Raw genomic sequence first — 16,530 nt, 5'->3', positions numbered from 1 at the left:
CCACCAATCGCTTTCGCTCCATCGCGTATTGAGCCATATCCGCCGCAATGCGCACGGACCGGGACATCCCCGGCCGTGCCAAAGGGAGTGGAACGACAATGCGCAATATCCTGCCTCTGGCGGCGCTGACCTCCGTCGCCTGCCTGGCCGCCCCGGCCCTGGCCCAAGACACTCAGCAAACGCAGGTCACCATCGACAGCGGCCAGTTGCAGGGCCGCGCCGAAGATGGCGTGATCAGCTGGAAAGGTATTCCCTTTGCCGCGCCGCCGGTGGGCGATCTGCGCTGGCGCGCGCCGCAGCCGGCCGCGCATTGGACCGGCGTTCGCGATGCCGGCAGCTATGGCAATGATTGCATGCAGATCCCCTTCCCCAGCGATGCCGCACCGCTCGGCACGCCGCCGGCGGAAGATTGCCTCTATGCCAATGTCTGGCGCCCGGCCGGCGCCACGGGCAAGCTGCCGGTGGTGTTCTGGATTTATGGCGGCGGCTTCGTGAATGGCGGCGCATCCCCGCCCACCTATTCCGGCGCGGAACTGGCCAAGCAGGGCGTGCTGTTCGTCAGCGCCAATTACCGCGTCGGCCGGTTCGGCACCTTCGCCCATCCCGCGCTCACCAGTGCCGATGCGGATAAGGGCGCGCTCGGCAATTATGGCTATATGGATCAGCTCGCCGCGCTGCGCTGGCTGCGCGAGAATATCGCGGCGTTCGGCGGCGATCCGGACAATATCACCATCATCGGCGAAAGCGCGGGCGGCATGTCGGTCCATGCGCTGGTCACATCTCCGCAGACGGAGGGCCTGTTTCAGCGGGCCGTGGTCATGTCCGGCGGCGATGGCGGCGGCATGGGCGGGTCCACGCTCGCCACGACCGAGGCGGTGGGCGATGCCTTCGCGCGAAAATTCGGCATTGCCGCCAGCGATCCGCAGGCGCTGACCAAATTGCGCGCGCTCAGCGCCGATCAGGTGACCGACGGGCTCAGCATGATGGCGCTGTTTGCACCGTCTGCCGGCCCCCGCACCTTCGCCAGCCCCTTCGCCGATGGCAAGGTGGCGGTGGATGCCGGCGCCGCCTATCGCGCTGGCCAGTTCCGCCGCGTGCCGATGATGATTGGCGCCACCAGCGCCGATATCGGCGGGCGCACCGGGGTGATGGTCGGCGGGGCGCGCAGCATGGCCGGGGTCATTTCGGGCCAGGGCGTGCCGGTCTATGCCTATCGTTTCTCCTATGTCGCGGAAAACCCGCCCGCCGCACCGGCGGGGGCCCCGGCACAGGAAGGGGCCGGCCATGCCAGCGAGATCCCCTTCTTCTTCGATACCCAGGCGATCAAATATGAAGATCGCACCACCGCACGCGACAATGGCGTGGGCCGCACGGTCAGCGCCTATCTGGTCAATTTCGTGAAGACCGGAAATCCCAATGGCGCCAGCCTGCCGGTCTGGCCGGCTTATGACCGCGCGAAGGATGAGATCCTGGATTTTGCCGGCAATGGCCAGGCCGTGGCGCTGAAGGATCCCTGGGGTCCGGAAATCGACGCCGCCGCGAAATGATGGCGGGCGGGCGGGGCTGACACCAGCCCCGCCCGCACACCCTCTGCCTCAATGGCTGGGCGCTGCCGGACGGGCGCCCATTTTCGGCTTGGGGATCAGCCAGATCAGCTGGGCCGCCAGAATGCACAGCACCGCCGTTTCCATGAACAGATGGTTCGCGGCAATCGCCGCCCCCTGCTGCTCCAACAGCTGCGCCAGCGCGCCGCGCGCCTGTTGCAGGCTCATGCCCATGGCCATCATCTGATCCATGAAGCTGCTATCCTGCGTGCCCAGCCCGGTCAGATGCGCGCGCGCTTCCTGCGTGCCATCGGCCCATTGGGTGGTGATGATCGAGGTGGCAAGCGCGGTCGCCAGCGTGCGCACGAAAGCCATCAGCCCGGCCGCCGATGCGGTATCGCGCGGCGGCACCGTCGCCAGCCCCAGCGTCATCAGCCCGATCATGAAGAACGGCGTACCCAGCCCCTGCAGCAATTGCGGCCAGGTGTAAGACCAGAATTCCAGCCCGACGCTCCATTCCGCGCGGAAATAGGACACGACCCCCAGCCACATCAGGCCGAAACAGGCGGTGATCCTCATATCGATCCATTTGCCCGATCGCCCGGCAATCGGGGCCAGCAAAATGGCGAACATGCCCATCGCCGACATGGCATAGCCGGACCAGGTGGAGGTGTAGCCCATCACCGATTGCAGATACATCGGCACCACCACGACCGAGGAATAGATGGTGCCGAAGCCGATGGAGAGCGCAATGGTGGCCGGGGCCAGCCCGCGATGGCGCAGCACCCGCAAATCCACGATCGGCTGATCATCGGTCAGTTCCCAGATCAGGAAGGCGACGAAGCCGATGCCGGCCGCCACCGCCAGGCCGATGATAATCGGCGATCCGAACCAGTCATGTTCGCGCCCAAGATCGAGCATGATCTGGAAACAGCCGACCCAGAACACCAGCATCGCCAGTCCGACCAGATCGACCCGGCGCAGGAAGGTGGGCGTTTCATAGCGGCGCAGCAGGGTCATCACCCCGAACAGGCACAGCGCAGCCGGCGGCAGATTGATGAAGAAGATCCATGGCCAGGACCATTCGTCGCTGATCGTGCCACCCAGGATTGGCCCCAGAATCGGCGCGACGATGGTGGTCATCGCGGCGACCGACATCGCCAGACCCGCTTTCTCCCGCGGGAAGATCCGCAGCAGCAGCGTTTGCGACAGCGGCATGAGCGGCCCGCCGCACAATCCCTGCGCCACACGGCAGGCGATCAGCATGCCCAGCGTGGATGAAAGGCCGCACAGCACCGAAAAGAGCGTGAAGCCGCTCAGCGCAAAGGTGAAGGTGCGCACAGTGCCGAACCGCCCGGCCAGCCAGCCGGTAAGCGGCACGCAGATCGCTTCGGACACGGCGTAGGAGGTGATGATCCACGTCCCCTGGCTCGACGATACGCCCAGGCTGCCGGAAATATGGGCGAGGCTGACATTGGCAATGGTCGAATCGAGCAGCACCATGAAATTGGCCAGCCCCAGCACCAGCGCCGCCATCGCCAGCCGCGCGCCGGACAGCGGTTCCGGTTCTGCATGATCAGGCCGGGTGGCAGGGCCGGCAGCCTTGCCTGTGACGGCGCGGCTCACTTGCCGCTCACATCCGCGCGAACATCCACACGCACATCCATGGACAGGCCTACCCGCAGCGGGTGGGCGGCCAGTTCCCTGGGATCGAGCTCGATCCGCACGGGTAGGCGCTGCACCACCTTGATCCAGTTGCCGGTGGCATTCTGCGCCGGGATCAGCGCGAAGGCCGAACCGGTTCCCCCGCCCAGCCCGACCACGCGGCCATGATAGACCACATCGCCGCCATAGAGGTCAGACGTGATTTCCGCCGTCTGCCCGGGGCGCACATTGCGCAACTGGCCTTCCTTGAAATTGGCATCGACATAGAGCCGGTTCAGCGGAACCAGCGTCATCATCGGGGTTCCCGCCGCAACGCGCTGCCCCACCTGCACCTGTCGCTGGGCGATGACGCCATCGAAGGGCGCGCGGATCACGGTCCGGTCCAGATCCAGCTGCGCCTGATCCCGCGCGGCCCGCGCGGCCAGCACTTCCGGGCTCGACTGTTCGGTCGTGCCCCGGGTCAGCGCCAGGCTGGCCGATGCCTGCCGCTGGGCGGCGCTGCGATTGGCCTGGGCCTGCGTCACCTGCGCCTGCGCCAGCGCCAGGCTGGCCTGGGCATTGCGCAGCGCATTGGTCGCCGCGGTCAGCTCATCGCCCGACACTGCGCCCGTTTCCGACAATGTCTTGCGCCGATCGTAATCCACCTTCGCCCGGTCGAAATTGGCCTGCGACACGCGCAATTGCGCCTGGGCCGCGCCAATATCCGATGCCCGCGCATCGGCCGTCGCCAGCAACGATTCGCCGGTCTGCGCGGTGTTGCGATAGCCACGTTCAGCCCGGGCCAGCTCCGCCTCGGCCCGCGCCAAGGCGATCCGCGCATCGGCATCATCGATCCGCACCAGCACATCGCCGGCCTTCACCTCGGCGGTGTTCTGCACCAGCACCTGCGCCACCGGCCCGGCCACCGCCGGGGTAATCTGCGCCACCTCTGCATTCACATAGGCATTGTCGGTCGATACCGACCCGCCGGCAAAGGCCAGCTGCCAGATCAGCACGATGGCAGCGGCCAGCGTCAGCACCACCGCGAAGATGATGAACAGCCGGCGCCGCAGCCCCGAATTCGCGCCGGTTTCCGTCGCGTCCGCATTGCCCGATGGGATTGTCTGATCAGCCATGATCATGTCCTGTTTGCGCGATCTGCGCCTGATGAAGGGAAGCTTCCGCAAATCCGCCGCCCAGCGCGCGGACCAGAGCAATATCGAGGGTGAAGGCGCGCACCTGCAGATCCGCGACCGCGCGGCGGGCGGCGATCACCGCATCTTCGGCCGCCAGCACGTCCAGATAGGTGCCCAGCCCGCCGCGATAGCGTTGCAGCGTGATGTCATGCGCGCCATTGGCGCCGGCCAGCGCGGTCTTCGCATGGGCCAGCTGCTGTTCCAGGCTGCCGATCGACGCCGCAGCGTCGGCCGCTTCGCGCACGGCGGCCACCAGCGTGGCGTCGTAATTGGCCACCGCCAGATCCGACCCGGCCTCCGCCCCGCGCAATTGCCCGGTCAGCGCCCCGCGATTGAACAGCGGCAGGCTCAAGGCCGGCCCGACCGAGCCATAGGTCGATCCGCCATCGAACAGATTGCTCAGCCCCAGCGATTGCAGCCCGAACAGCCCGGCGATGTTGATATTGGGATAGAATGCCGCCCGCGCGCTGCGGATTTGCGCCGTGGCCGCCTCTGCCCGCAGCCGCGCCGAAACGATATCGGGCCGGCGCCCGACCAGATCGAGCGCAATCTGCGCTGGAAGGCCATGCGGCTGGAAGGCGGCGATCTCGGGTGCCGTGATGGCGCGCCCGCGATCCGGACCAGCGCCGATCAAGGCCGCCAGGCGGTTGCGGGTCAGAGCGATCGCTTCATCGGTGGCGGCCAGTTCCATGCGCGCACTGGACTGGCGCGATTCCGCCAGTTGCATCACCCCGCGATTGTCGAGTCCGATGGTCACGCGGTCGCCAGTCAGCTTCACCGCCTCATCGCGAATGGCCAGCGTCCGTTCGGCCAGATCGCGTTGCGAAAACAGCTGCGCCAGATCGGCATAGGCGCCGGCAATCCCGGTCGACAGCATGAGCAATGCCTGTTCCCGGTCGACCGCCGCAGCCTGAGCCTGCGACGTAGCGGCGGCCAGCGCGGCGCGGTTGCGGCCCCAGAGATCGGGATCGAAACCGGCATTGATCGAGAGGCGGCCGGTATCATTCCAGCCCTTGGGGACGAAATCGGCCGGGATGCCATTGTTATAGCTCTGCTTGTTCAGCCCGACATCGGCTGCAACCCCCAACGTGGGCAGCAAAGCCGCACCTGCCTGCCGGGCCAGCGCATCGGCCTGGCGCATTCGGGCTGTCGCCGCGGCAATATCGGGCGACCCGGCCCGTGCTTCCTCGATCAATGCCGCCAGCTGCGGATCGCCATAATCGGTCCACCAGATCCGGCCCGGCCATGCGGCGGGCGCGGTGGTGGCCAGGCTGTGCCGCGCGGCCAGGTTTTCAACGGGCTGCAGCCGGGCGATTTCCCCCGGCACGGGCGCACAGGCGGCCAGCGCCAGCACCGATATCAGGACGAGTCTCTGTGTCACTCAACCGTACTCCTCAGTACGATTGCGCCCTTGCGCCTGAGCCGGGATTGAGTCAAGGGTACCGTACTGGAGAGTACATTTTTTATCATGCAGGCCAAAACCGACCCGATCGAATGCAAGCGCGCGGCGCGGCGGCAGGAACGGCGCGCCGCCATAGTGGCGGTGGCGCAGCGGCATTTCACCGAATATGGCTATGGCGCGACCAGCATGTCGGCGATTGCGGCGGAACTGGGCGGATCCAAGACCACGCTGTGGAGCTATTTTTCGTCCAAGGAAGAGCTGTTTGCCGAGGCGCTGGAGGTCTGGATCCGTGATTTCAGCCCGATCAGCGCGCTCAAGCCCGAAGCCGACCTGCGTCAGACACTGCTGGGCTATGGCACGGAATTCCTCCGCACCATGCTGTCATCCAATATCGCCACGCTGTTCCGCCTGGTCATTGCGGAGGCGTCGCGCTTCCCCGAAATCGGCCGGATTTTCTACGAACATGCGCCGCTGCGCCGGCACAAGGTGCTGGCCGCCTATCTCGATGGGCAGATCACCGCCGGCAGACTGCGCCCGGTCGACAGTCTGCGCGCCTCGGCGCAGCTGCACCATCTGTGCATCTATCGCCTGTTCATGCACAGCATGTGGGGGCTTGACCCCGATATTTCGGCCGAGGCGATCGACCGCGAAGTCGGCGAAGCGGTGGACATGTTTCTCCACGGCTATGCCATGGAGGGCCCACCTGCCCGCTGAACCGGGTGATCGCTCAGTCGATATCCGCGCGGGTGCGCAGGAAGGCCAGATATTTGGGATCGTCATCTTCATAGATGTCATCCCCGCCGGCCATATAGGCGCGCATCAATTCGTCAGCGGCTGCATCTTCCTCGCCCAGTTCGAACAGGGCCTGGCCCAACCGCAGATGCAGGAACGGATTGCCCAACCCATCCGGGCATTCCAGCGATCCGCGCAGCGCATCACGCGCGGCGGCATAATCGCCGTTCAGGAAACTGATGTCACCGATCGCGCCCAATACCCAGGTGGCGGCTTCCCAATCCTTCTTCGGTTCGGGCAGCAATTCCCAGGCCTGCCCGAACAGGCCCAGCGCACGGGTGTAATCGCCGGAGTCGGCGCGGATATTGCCCTCTTCGCCCAGTTGCGAGATCTGGTCGTGAATATCGGCGTTGAGTTCGGCCATGGTAATTCTTTCCTGAAGGGCGCGCCCGCGCCCGGGCAATCCAGGATAGCGGGCGATCCTGATTGCCGTGTGACACTCCGGGAGCGAAAGCGGGAATCGCGCAACAAATCAAGCGCCGCCAGACTGCGCGGTGGATGGCCGCTGGCCCCGAATTGCGGATCCCCCCCGGATCCGCACCATGCATCACATGCGGAACACCCCGAACTGCGACGTGTCTGCGATCGGTGCTTCCAGGCAGGCGCCCAGCGCCAGCCCCAGCAGATCGCGGGTCTGCGCCGGATCGATCACCCCGTCATCCCACAAACGCGCCGTGGCGTAATAGGGATTGCCTTCGCTTTCATATTTCTGCCGGATCGGCGCCTTGAACGCTTCTTCCTCTTCCGCCGACCAATTGCCCGCATCGCGATGCACGGTGGCGAGAACGCTGGCGGCCTGTTCCCCGCCCATCACGCTGATCCGGGCATTGGGCCAGGTGAACAGGAAGCGGGGGGAATAGGCCCGCCCGCACATGCCGTAATTGCCGGCGCCGAAACTGCCGCCAATCACCACCGTAATCTTGGGCACCTGCGCGGTGGCAACGGCGGTGACCAGCTTGGCGCCATGCTTGGCGATCCCTTCCGCCTCATATTTGCCGCCAACCATAAAGCCGGAGATATTCTGCAGGAACAGCAGCGGAATGCCGCGCTGGCACGCCAGTTCGATGAAATGGGCGCCCTTCTGCGCGCTTTCGGAAAACAGCACGCCATTGTTGGCCAGAATGGCCACCGGCATGCCCCAGATATGGGCAAAACCGCACACCAGCGTGCTGCCGAACAGCGGCTTGAATTCCTGAAACCGGCTGCCATCGGTTAACCGGGCGATCACCTCATGCACATCATAGGGCGCCCGCACATCTTCCGGAATGATCGCATAGAGATCTTCGGCGGCATAGCGGGGCGGTTCGGGATCGCGGCGCTCGATCACCGCCGGGCTGCGCGCGCCCAGATTGCTGACGATGTCCCGCAGGATGGTCAGCGCATGGGCATCGCTATCCGCCAGATGATCGACCACGCCCGATTTGCGCGCATGCAGATCTCCCCCGCCCAGATCTTCCGCGCTGATCTCTTCGCCTGTGGCTGCCTTCACCAGCGGCGGCCCGGCCAGGAAGATCGTGCCCTGAACGCGCACAATCACCGTCTCGTCGCTCATCGCCGGGACATAGGCCCCACCCGCGGTGCAACTGCCCATGACGCAGGCGATCTGCGGAATGCGCCGGGCGGACATAGTCGCCTGATTGTAGAAGATGCGCCCGAAATGGTCGCGATCGGGGAACACCTCCGCCTGATGCGGCAGATTGGCCCCGCCGCTGTCCACCAGATAGAGGCAAGGCAGGCGGTTTTCCTGCGCGATTTCCTGCGCCCGCAGATGCTTCTTCACGGTCAGCGGGAAATAGGTACCGCCCTTCACCGTCGCATCATTGGCCAGCACCATGCACAATCGCCCGGAAACCCGGCCGATCCCGGCGATCACCCCGGCGCCTGGCACTTCATCGGAATAAAGCCCGTTCGCCGCCAGCTGCCCGATTTCGAGGAAGGGCGATGCCGGATCGAGCAAATGTTCGACCCGGTCGCGCGGCAACAGCTTGCCCCGGGCGACATGCCGCTGCCGGCTGTCTTCGGGGCCGCCACGCGCGGCGGCGGCCACCCGATTGCGCAGATCCTCTGCCAGCGCGCGATTGTGCGCCGACCGTGCCCGGCTGTCCGGGCTGTCACGGTCGAGCGCGCTGGAGAGGACCGGTGCGCTCATCTTGCGATCATTCCTTGTCCAGGATGCGAGCGAAGAAGGGCAGCACCACTTCATCGAACCGTTGGCCGATCCGGTTGGTGTGGTCGCCATCATAGACGGCCCAGTCATGCTTGATGCCGAAGCGGTTGAGTTCTTCATGCATCATCGTGTCATCGCGAAGCAGGCTGTCCTTGTCGCCGACGTCATGCCCGATCGCACGGAAGCTGCGCAGGGCAGTGACATGGGCCGGGACCATCGCGACCGGCGAATTGTTTGCCCATTTGGCGATCACCAGCGGATCGACCGCGCCATCGCGAATGGGGAAGTCGACATAATAGGGCGGGTTCTGCGGATTGGGGGCCCAGGCCACGGCGGAGGCGAGCCCGGCGCGCATGCCGAAGCCGGCGGCATCGACATGATCGAACGGCACGGCAGCCATCGCCTGCGCCGATTCCACGGTTTCGGTGCGCGGGCTGATGCAGCAGGCATTCTGCGCATAGAGCCCGGCGAACACATCGGGGTAGCTCATGCCGACGACCCAGGTGCCGTGGCCGCCCATCGAATGGCCGGCCAGCCCGCGCCCGCCACGATTGGCGATAGTGCGATAATGGCTGTCGATATAGCCGACCAGATCCTTGGCGATGAAGGCACGGAAATCGCCGGTCGTGACGGAGCTGGCATACATGCTGCCGCCCATCTTGGTCAGCGTGTCGGGAATGACGACGATGAATTCTTCACCGCGCGTCGCCGAATGGGCGACCGCTTCGGGCACATGCATGAAGTTGAAGAAATTGCGCGCATCGATGGCAAAGCCATGCAGGTAATAGACCACGCGATAGCGGCGGTTGGGTTCCTTGCCATAACTCGGCGGCAGCACGACCATCGCTTCGCGTTCGGTGGCATTGCCTTCCAGATTGCCTTCCAGGCTCGGGCCCGGAACCTTCACCGCTTCCACGGTGATCCCGGCCGGCACCGGCGGCGCCGGGGCGGTGATATTCTGTGCCTGCACCGGCGCGGCCAGCACGCCCAGCAGCAGGGCGGAACCGGCTATCCATCTCTTCAACATCGACATCTTCCCTCTTTTTGATGCGCAACAAACGCTTGTTTTATATCAATTGTTCAGCGCTTCAGGTGGCGCTGGAAGAACGGCAGCAGCTCACTGCGGAACCGCGGCGTCACGCCGCTGCCGTGATCACCATCGAAGATTTCCCAATCATGGGCCACCCCGAACCGGGTCAGTTCCTCATGCATCCAGGTGTCATCCTTCAGCAGGAAATCCTTGTCGCCGACATCGATGGCAATGCCCGTCAACGCCTTGAGCACCGGCACATATTGCGGCAACAGCACCAGCGGCGAATTGGCATGCAGCCGCGCGGTGCGCAGGGCATCATCCGGCCCGGCGGCAATGAAGTTGGGCGGATTGTGCGGATCGGGTGCCCATGCCGCCAGCGATGCAGCAGCGGCCGCTTCGCCGAAACCGGCGGTGGCGATCTGGGCATCGGTCAGCTGCGACGCCGCCTGCGCCTGTTCCGCCGTGATCGGCGATGGCGCCAGGCAGCAGGGCGCCATGGCATAGATGCTGGAAAACACGCCCGGATGCTTCATCGCGATCTTCAGCGTACCGTAACCGCCCATCGAATGGCCCGACAGGCCCCGGCTTTCCGGCTGTGCCAGCGTGCGATAGGTGCCATCGATATGGCCGACCAGATCGCGCGCCACGAAGCCTTCAAAATCGCCGGTGGTCACCGATGTGCTGTACATCGCGCCCTTGAACTTGGTGAAGGCATCGGGAACCACCACGATCATCTCGTTGCCGGCAGCAGCGGCTTCATCCACCGCCTGCTGGAACTGCACCTGCGCATCATATTTGTCGGCATCGGCGAAATAGCCATGCAGAAAATAGACCACCGGAAAACGCCGGTCCGATGCGCTGTCATAGCTGGGCGGCAGGAACACCAGCACCTGGCGATCGGGTGAGTTCCCCTCCAGATTTCCTTCCAGCGAAACGCCATGCACGGTGATCCGGTCCGTGCGCGCCTGCGCCGGCATGGCCGCCAGACCGATCAGCGCACTGCATGCGAGAGCCAATTTCCGCAGCATCATTCCCCCATATTGGCCACGCCCCTGTTGTGCCGGGGCTTGTTCATTAAAGGCCGATCAGCTCACGCCCGATCAGCATGCGCCTGATCTCGTTTGTTCCGGCGCCGATGTCCAGCAGCTTGGCATCGCGCAAATAGCGTTCGACCGGCCAATCGGTGGTGTAACCCGCCCCGCCCAGCGCCTGCACCGCCTCCCCGGCCACGCGAAATGCATTCTCGCTCGCCAGCAGGATCGCGCCCGCCGCATCGAAGCGCGTGGTCTGCCCGGCGGAACAGGCACGCGCGACGGCATAGGTATAGGCCCGCGCCGATTGCAGCGCGACATACATATCCGCCACCTTCGCCTGCATCAGTTGGAAGCTGCCGATCGGTTGGCCGAACTGCTGCCGTTCGCGCAGATAGGGGATCACGACATCCAGGCAGGCCTGCATGATGCCGATCTGCACGCCGGCCAGCACCGCGCGTTCATAATCCAGCCCGCTCATCAGCACCTTCACCCCGCCGCCGACGGCGCCCAGCACATGGCTGTCGGGCACATGGCAATCCTCGAACACCAGTTCGCTGGTCGGCGATCCGCGCATACCCAGCTTGCCGATTTTCTGACCCGGCCGATATCCGGCAAAATCGCGCTCGATCAGGAAGGCGGTGATCCCCTTCGATCCGGCGGCAGGGTCGGTCTTGGCATAGACCACCAGCACATCGGCCTCATGCCCATTGGTGATCCAGAATTTGGTGCCATTCAGCCGCCAGCCGCCGTCGGTGCGGTCGGCGCGCAGCTTCATGGATACGACATCCGATCCGGCGCCGGGCTCGCTCATCGCCAGGGCCCCGACATGGCGGCCATCGATCAGCGCGGGCAGATGGCGGGCCTTCTGTTCGGCCGTGCCCCAGCGCGCGATCTGGTTGATGCACAGATTGGAATGCGCCCCATAGGACAGCCCGATGGAGGCGCTAGCTCGGCTCACTTCCTCGATCGCCAGCACATGTTCCAGATAGTCGAGCCCCAGCCCGCCATCCTCAGCCGCCACGGTAATGCCATGCAGCCCCAGATCACCCATCGCCGGCCACAGCGCGCGGGGAAAGCGGTCTTCACGATCCGTCACCTCGGCCAGCGGCGCCACCTCTTCATCGGCAAAGCGGGCCACGGTGTCACGGATCATCTCCGCATCGTCACCCAGGGCGAAATCGAATTCCGGCGTTGCTTTCATGGCGGCTTCCTCTCGCGGACGAACATAGCGCCTGCTGCAATTGGCGGAAACCGGTTGCAGCGGAAATCTGTTCCCTGTCACCGCATCGCTTTTGCTTCCGCATTGAACTGTAATAATCTACTGCACCGGACGGAGAGCATATTTGAAAACCCCCGATCCTTCCCCTTGGCCTGGACTGGCCACGCCCATCGCTTCCTGGTCACGGGATGATGAGCGCGTGGCAGTGCTGCGCAAACACGATCCCGATGCGCTGGCCGATGATGACGAACTGACCGCGATCGTGCGGCTGGTGGCCGATCTGTGCCATGCGCCGATCGCCATGATCACACTGGTCGAACAGGATCGGCAGCGGTTTCTGGCCCGGGTGGGGATAGCGGTGGAAGAAACCCCACGCAGCACATCCTTCTGCGCCCATGCGATGATGCAGGCCGCCGTGATGGAGGTGCCCGATGCCACGCAGGATGGCCGATTTTCCACCAATCCGCTGGTGACCGGCGAACCGCATATCCGCTTTTACGCCGGCCAGCCGCTGCTGTCTGCCGAAGGGGCGGCGCTGGGGGCACTGTGCGTGATCGACACCGATCCGCGCCCCGCAGGGCTGACCGATCTGCAGCGCAATGCGCTGACGGTGCTGGCCCAGGCCGCAATGCGGCGGCTGTGGAGCCGGCGTGACGAGCTGGATACGGCGCGGCTGGAACAGCGCAGCACGCACCAGTTGCGGGCGCTGGCCGATTCCATGCCGGCCATCGCCTGGTCTTGCGACAATCAGGGCAATATCGATTACTTCAACCGCCGGCTGATCGAATTCACCGGCAGTGCCACCTATCTTTATGGCACGCACGTCCACCCTGAAGATTTCGATCGCTCCTACAGCCTGTGGCAGGCCTCGCTCGCCAGCGGGCAGCCCTATGAATGCGAACATCGCGTGCGCCGGGCCGATGGCAGCTATCGCTGGATGATGACCCGCGCCGAACCGGTGCGGGATGACAGCGGCGCAATCGTCCGCTGGTTCGGAACAGCAACCGATATCGACGATATCCATCGCCTGGCCGAACATCGCGACCTGCTGGCGCGCGAATTATCCCACCGGATCAAGAACATCTTCGCCGTTGTGGCCGCGCTGATCTCCCTCTCCGCGCGCAAGCAGCCGGAATTCCGCGCCTTCAGCGAAGAAGTGAACGGCTCCATTCGCGCGCTGGGCCGGGCGCATGACTATGTCCGTCCGGACGAGGGGCAACGCCGCAACAGCCTGCATGGCATGCTGGACGATCTGTTCATTCCCTATGGCAGCGGCGGGGAATCGCGCGTTCGCGTGCATGGCGATGACGTCACCATCGCCGCCCGCGCCGCCACCCCGCTGGCGCTGGTGTTCCACGAACTGGCTACCAATTCGGCCAAATATGGCGCGCTGTCGGCCGAAGACGGCGTGATCGACCTGACCATTCGGGATGGCGGGGATGATAACCCGGACATGCTGCTCCTGCGCTGGCAGGAAAGCGGCGGCCCACCCCCGCCGCAGGATGTCAGCAATGGCTTCGGTTCGCGCCTGGTGGAAATGAGCATAACCGGCCAGTTGCAAGGCAGTTGGCAACGAAGCTTCGAACCGGACGGAATGATCTGCGAACTGACAATCGCCAAGGCCGCGCTTTCAGCCTGAGGCGGGGCTGACGTCCGCCACAACAGCCCACCCCCGCGCCCGAACAATGCTCAATTTCCGCCTGTCCAGATCAACAACAACCCAGATTGAAAATCATGGCAATTTTTGCCATATGATAGCCTCTCGGAGGTTTTGCCCCATGGCTACCATGAACATATCGCTTCCTGATCCCATGCGGGACTTCGTGCAGGACCGCATCGAAAACGGCCAATACGCCAGCATCAGCGACTATGTGCGCGACCTGATCCGCCGTGACCAGAACACGATCGCCCATGAAGAACGCTGGCTCAGGGATCTTGATGCGTCGATAGACGAAAGCCTTCAGGAAATGAAAAATGGGGGCGGTCACGATCTCGACGAGGTTTTTGAAACGCTCGTCACCGACATTCAGAAGGCGAATGGCAACGCAAACCGATGACAATCACCCTGTCCTCGCGGGCCAGACGTGATCTCCAGAGCATCGCCAACCATATAGAAAAAGACAACCCTGCGCGCGCCATCTCATTCGTTGGCGAACTGCGTGATACCATAAAGCGCCTTGCCGAAATCCCCCGCGCTTTCCCGCTGGTGCCGCGCTACGAACAGCACGGCATCAGGCGGCGATCCCACAAGGGATACGGGATTCTGTATTCCGTTGAGCAGCATGGCATCTTTGTGCATCGCATCCTCGGACCCGGACAGGATCACGACGCGGCCCTGCAACTGAATTGAACCAAGACGACCATCCAGAACGCGCAAAATTCCGGCTTCTTCGGCCCACCCCGCTACGCAGACCAAATCTCGCTCCCCTCCCGCTTGCGGGAGGGGCCGGGGGTGGGCGCGCCACGCCCCCGCTTTAATCAGGCAAACCCCGCCCCATCGGGCCATCCCGGCGCCACCAGCCCCATCACCTTGAACAATTCGCCCATCTGATCATCGGCCGCCAGCCGGCTCAGCGCCACGCCGATCGCCTCAGCCTGGTCCGGCGCACCCGCTGTCAGCGTCTGCGCCCGCTGTTCGATGCCCAGAGCGCGCAGCCAGGCGCCCTGGCCATTGGTACCCAGCCAGCGCGCGCCCTTTGCCTGGGCTACTTCTGCGGCGGCGGCGAAATCGACCAGCGTAGTCAGGTCCGCCTCGCCCGGAGCGGCGAAGGGATCGACTTTCTCATGCGCGCGCACGGCCTGTAAGCTCGATCCGAAGCGTTCCTCGGCATAGCCATAGTCGATGAACAACGCGGCCCCGCCCTGCGCCACCAGCCGGGCGGAGACTTCCCCCACCACCGTTGCAGCGGCGGGGCTGGTTTCGATGATCGAACCGATCGGCGCCTCGCGCCGATGGTCGGGCACGGCGGCATCCATCGGCAGCGATCCGGCGGCGTAGACGAATTCGCCATCCTTCAGCGCCACCATGCGTTCGCGCCAGCCTGCCTCTGCCCGAACCAGCTGGCGCACCGGCAGCGCGTCGAGGAATTCATTGGCCACGATCAGCAGCGGCGCATCATCGGGCACATCGGACAGATCGTCATGAAACTGCGCCTGCGGCACCGCCTGGCGCTGCGCCGCGCGCAGGGCTGGTGATCCTTCGACGAGATGGACCTGCGGATCCAGGCCGAACCGGCGCATCACCCGCAGCGCATCCGCCGCCAGCGTGCCGCGCCCAGGCCCCAGCTCGACATAATGGATCAGCCCGGAATATCCGGCGCGGCCATGCAGATCGGCGAGCCACAACCCGATCATTTCGCCGAACATCTGGCTGATTTCCGGCGCCGTGATGAAATCGCCGGAGACCCCCAGCGGGTCCTTGCCTGCATAATAGCGGGCATTGGATTCGGCGATGTAATGCATCAGGCTGATCGGTCCGGTGTTGGCGATCAGCCGGCGGAACACATCGCCCAGATTGGCCTGCAGCCGCGGATCGCCGGGTTTCCCCGGCGACGAGGCGGTCATGCTGAGGAGGGTTCTGGGGCGGGCGGCGGCGTGGTGGCCACGAGCGGCGGACGCATAAGCGCCCACACCACCAGCCCCAGACCCGCCAGGATCAGCGGAATGGTGAGCCATTGCCCCATGTTCAGCCCGGTACGCGCCGCGAATTCTGCCAGCTGCACATCGGGCGAACGGAAGAACTCCGCCGTGAAGCGGCCCAGCGAGATTAGGGTCACGAACACGCCGACCAGCAGGCCGGGCCGGAACCGGGCGGTCGTGCGCCAGAACAGCGCCAGCATCACCACCATCACCAGCAAACCTTCCAAGCCGGCTTCATACAGCTGGCTCGGGTGGCGCGGCAGGCCCAGCGGATCGGAGGGGAAGATCATCGCCCAGGGCACGTCCGGGCCGGCCGGGCGGCCCCACAGTTCGCCGTTCACGAAATTGGCCAGACGGCCGAACAGCATGCCGAACCCGACATTGACCGAGACATAATCGCCCACGCGGATCAGGCTCAGCTTGTTGCGCCAGCTGACGAAGATCATCGCCAGCGTGGTGCCGATCAGCCCGCCGTGGAAGCTCATCCCACCTTCCCACAGCTTGAAGATGTCGGTGCTGCCCCACAGTTCCGGCTGGTAGAAGGTGGCATAGCCCAGCCGGCCACCGATGATGATGCCCAGCGTGCAATAGAAAAACAGGTCGTCAGCATGACGCTGCGCCATCGGGCTGCCAGGTTCCCGGATCATCCGCGACAAATGCCAATAGCCGAGAAAAATCCCCGCGAGATAGGCCAGCGAATAGAACCGCAGGGTGAAAAAGCCGAGATCGATGCCGTTTCTCAGGCCAAGGTCTTCCCACCGGATCACTTCACCGGCACCGGCGGCTATCAGGTCCAACATCGTCAGGCATGCTCCCGCTTGAGGCGCCGCCTTTGGCACGGAACGGCGCCCATGGCAAAG

Annotated in this window: 15 protein-coding genes; 5 read left to right on the top strand and 10 right to left on the bottom strand. The window is 64.7% G+C overall.

The window, feature by feature from the left end; genetic code table 11:
* Window positions 1-98 precede the first annotated feature (98 nt).
* Window positions 99-1,547, top strand: coding sequence for a carboxylesterase/lipase family protein (locus tag GRI97_RS01645; RefSeq protein WP_161389401.1), 1,449 nt, complete (start codon window positions 99-101; stop codon window positions 1,545-1,547).
* Window positions 1,548-1,595: 48 nt separating this feature from the next.
* Here the strand turns inward: GRI97_RS01645 and GRI97_RS01640 are convergent, their stop codons facing one another.
* From GRI97_RS01640 to GRI97_RS01630, 3 genes are read right to left on the bottom strand one after another with little or no spacing between them, the layout of a single operon-like run.
* Complete coding sequence (locus GRI97_RS01640; protein ID WP_328598477.1) at window positions 1,596-3,170, bottom strand: DHA2 family efflux MFS transporter permease subunit; 1,575 nt, start codon at window positions 3,168-3,170, stop codon at window positions 1,596-1,598.
* The gene (locus GRI97_RS01635; protein ID WP_161389400.1) at window positions 3,167-4,324 is read right to left on the bottom strand and encodes an HlyD family secretion protein; all 1,158 of its coding nucleotides are present in this window, start codon (window positions 4,322-4,324) and stop codon (window positions 3,167-3,169) included. Before GRI97_RS01635 ends, GRI97_RS01640 begins: the two co-directional genes overlap by 4 nt.
* Window positions 4,317-5,765, bottom strand: coding sequence for an efflux transporter outer membrane subunit (locus GRI97_RS01630; RefSeq protein WP_161389399.1), 1,449 nt, complete (start codon window positions 5,763-5,765; stop codon window positions 4,317-4,319). The genes GRI97_RS01635 and GRI97_RS01630 overlap by 8 nt, the downstream gene beginning before the upstream one ends.
* 87 nt (window positions 5,766-5,852) lie before the next feature.
* Here GRI97_RS01630 and GRI97_RS01625 point away from each other — a divergent pair, with 87 nt between their 5' ends.
* Window positions 5,853-6,500, top strand: coding sequence for a TetR/AcrR family transcriptional regulator (locus GRI97_RS01625; protein WP_161389398.1), 648 nt, complete (start codon window positions 5,853-5,855; stop codon window positions 6,498-6,500).
* Window positions 6,501-6,513: 13 nt separating this feature from the next.
* Here the strand turns inward: GRI97_RS01625 and GRI97_RS01620 are convergent, their stop codons facing one another.
* The 5 genes from GRI97_RS01620 to GRI97_RS01600 form a co-directional block, all read right to left on the bottom strand.
* On the bottom strand, window positions 6,514-6,942 hold the full coding sequence (locus GRI97_RS01620) for a tetratricopeptide repeat protein (protein WP_161389397.1): 429 nt from the start codon (window positions 6,940-6,942) through the stop codon (window positions 6,514-6,516).
* Window positions 6,943-7,125: 183 nt separating this feature from the next.
* A complete protein-coding gene (locus tag GRI97_RS01615) occupies window positions 7,126-8,727 on the bottom strand; it encodes a carboxyl transferase domain-containing protein (protein WP_161389396.1) in 1,602 nt (533 codons plus the stop codon).
* A gap of 7 nt (window positions 8,728-8,734) precedes the next feature.
* The gene (locus tag GRI97_RS01610) at window positions 8,735-9,772 is read right to left on the bottom strand and encodes an alpha/beta hydrolase (RefSeq protein ID WP_235917574.1); all 1,038 of its coding nucleotides are present in this window, start codon (window positions 9,770-9,772) and stop codon (window positions 8,735-8,737) included.
* A 53-nt stretch (window positions 9,773-9,825) separates the two neighbouring features.
* Complete coding sequence (locus GRI97_RS01605) at window positions 9,826-10,806, bottom strand: alpha/beta hydrolase (RefSeq protein ID WP_161389394.1); 981 nt, start codon at window positions 10,804-10,806, stop codon at window positions 9,826-9,828.
* Between the two features lie 46 nt (window positions 10,807-10,852).
* A complete protein-coding gene (locus tag GRI97_RS01600) occupies window positions 10,853-12,013 on the bottom strand; it encodes an acyl-CoA dehydrogenase family protein (protein WP_161389393.1) in 1,161 nt (386 codons plus the stop codon).
* A 217-nt stretch (window positions 12,014-12,230) separates the two neighbouring features.
* Between GRI97_RS01600 and GRI97_RS01595 the strand changes: the two genes are divergently transcribed.
* From GRI97_RS01595 to GRI97_RS01585, 3 genes are all read left to right on the top strand, one after another.
* Window positions 12,231-13,670 carry a PAS domain-containing protein gene (locus tag GRI97_RS01595; RefSeq protein WP_328598476.1) on the top strand — a complete coding sequence of 480 codons (1,440 nt, stop codon included), beginning with the start codon at window positions 12,231-12,233 and terminating at the stop codon, window positions 13,668-13,670.
* A 148-nt stretch (window positions 13,671-13,818) separates the two neighbouring features.
* Window positions 13,819-14,088, top strand: a complete 270-nt coding sequence (locus GRI97_RS01590; RefSeq protein WP_328598475.1) for a type II toxin-antitoxin system ParD family antitoxin — start codon at window positions 13,819-13,821, stop codon at window positions 14,086-14,088.
* Window positions 14,085-14,381, top strand: coding sequence for a type II toxin-antitoxin system RelE/ParE family toxin (locus tag GRI97_RS01585; RefSeq protein ID WP_161389391.1), 297 nt, complete (start codon window positions 14,085-14,087; stop codon window positions 14,379-14,381). The genes GRI97_RS01590 and GRI97_RS01585 overlap by 4 nt, the downstream gene beginning before the upstream one ends.
* A gap of 128 nt (window positions 14,382-14,509) precedes the next feature.
* On the opposite strand, the gene GRI97_RS01580 is transcribed toward GRI97_RS01585, so the two are convergent.
* Both GRI97_RS01580 and lgt read right to left on the bottom strand, forming a co-directional pair.
* Window positions 14,510-15,595, bottom strand: coding sequence for a class I SAM-dependent methyltransferase (locus GRI97_RS01580; RefSeq protein WP_161389390.1), 1,086 nt, complete (start codon window positions 15,593-15,595; stop codon window positions 14,510-14,512).
* Window positions 15,592-16,470, bottom strand: coding sequence for a prolipoprotein diacylglyceryl transferase (lgt, locus tag GRI97_RS01575; protein ID WP_202392545.1), 879 nt, complete (start codon window positions 16,468-16,470; stop codon window positions 15,592-15,594). The genes GRI97_RS01580 and lgt overlap by 4 nt, the downstream gene beginning before the upstream one ends.
* Between the last annotated feature and the right edge of the window lie 60 nt (window positions 16,471-16,530).

The sequence above is a fragment of the Croceibacterium xixiisoli genome (assembly GCF_009827305.1).
In the GTDB taxonomy this organism is placed as follows: domain Bacteria; phylum Pseudomonadota; class Alphaproteobacteria; order Sphingomonadales; family Sphingomonadaceae; genus Croceibacterium_C; species Croceibacterium_C xixiisoli.
Note: the sequence above shows the minus strand (reverse complement) of the source record. Positions and strands in the feature narration are given on the sequence as shown.

What these genes read in the sequence shown, in the direction of transcription:
- GRI97_RS01645 (WP_161389401.1), top strand. Translation starts at nt 99, where the DNA reads ATGCGCAATATCCTGCCTCTGGCGGCGCTGACCTCCGTCGCCTGCCTG.
- GRI97_RS01635 (WP_161389400.1), bottom strand. Translation starts at nt 4,324, where the DNA reads ATGGCTGATCAGACAATCCCATCGGGCAATGCGGACGCGACGGAAACC.
- GRI97_RS01625 (WP_161389398.1), top strand. Translation starts at nt 5,853, where the DNA reads ATGCAGGCCAAAACCGACCCGATCGAATGCAAGCGCGCGGCGCGGCGG.
- GRI97_RS01620 (WP_161389397.1), bottom strand. Translation starts at nt 6,942, where the DNA reads ATGGCCGAACTCAACGCCGATATTCACGACCAGATCTCGCAACTGGGC.
- GRI97_RS01615 (WP_161389396.1), bottom strand. Translation starts at nt 8,727, where the DNA reads ATGAGCGCACCGGTCCTCTCCAGCGCGCTCGACCGTGACAGCCCGGAC.
- GRI97_RS01610 (WP_235917574.1), bottom strand. Translation starts at nt 9,772, where the DNA reads ATGTTGAAGAGATGGATAGCCGGTTCCGCCCTGCTGCTGGGCGTGCTG.
- GRI97_RS01605 (WP_161389394.1), bottom strand. Translation starts at nt 10,806, where the DNA reads ATGCTGCGGAAATTGGCTCTCGCATGCAGTGCGCTGATCGGTCTGGCG.
- GRI97_RS01600 (WP_161389393.1), bottom strand. Translation starts at nt 12,013, where the DNA reads ATGAAAGCAACGCCGGAATTCGATTTCGCCCTGGGTGACGATGCGGAG.
- GRI97_RS01590 (WP_328598475.1), top strand. Translation starts at nt 13,819, where the DNA reads ATGAACATATCGCTTCCTGATCCCATGCGGGACTTCGTGCAGGACCGC.
- GRI97_RS01585 (WP_161389391.1), top strand. Translation starts at nt 14,085, where the DNA reads ATGACAATCACCCTGTCCTCGCGGGCCAGACGTGATCTCCAGAGCATC.
- GRI97_RS01580 (WP_161389390.1), bottom strand. Translation starts at nt 15,595, where the DNA reads ATGACCGCCTCGTCGCCGGGGAAACCCGGCGATCCGCGGCTGCAGGCC.
- lgt (WP_202392545.1), bottom strand. Translation starts at nt 16,470, where the DNA reads ATGTTGGACCTGATAGCCGCCGGTGCCGGTGAAGTGATCCGGTGGGAA.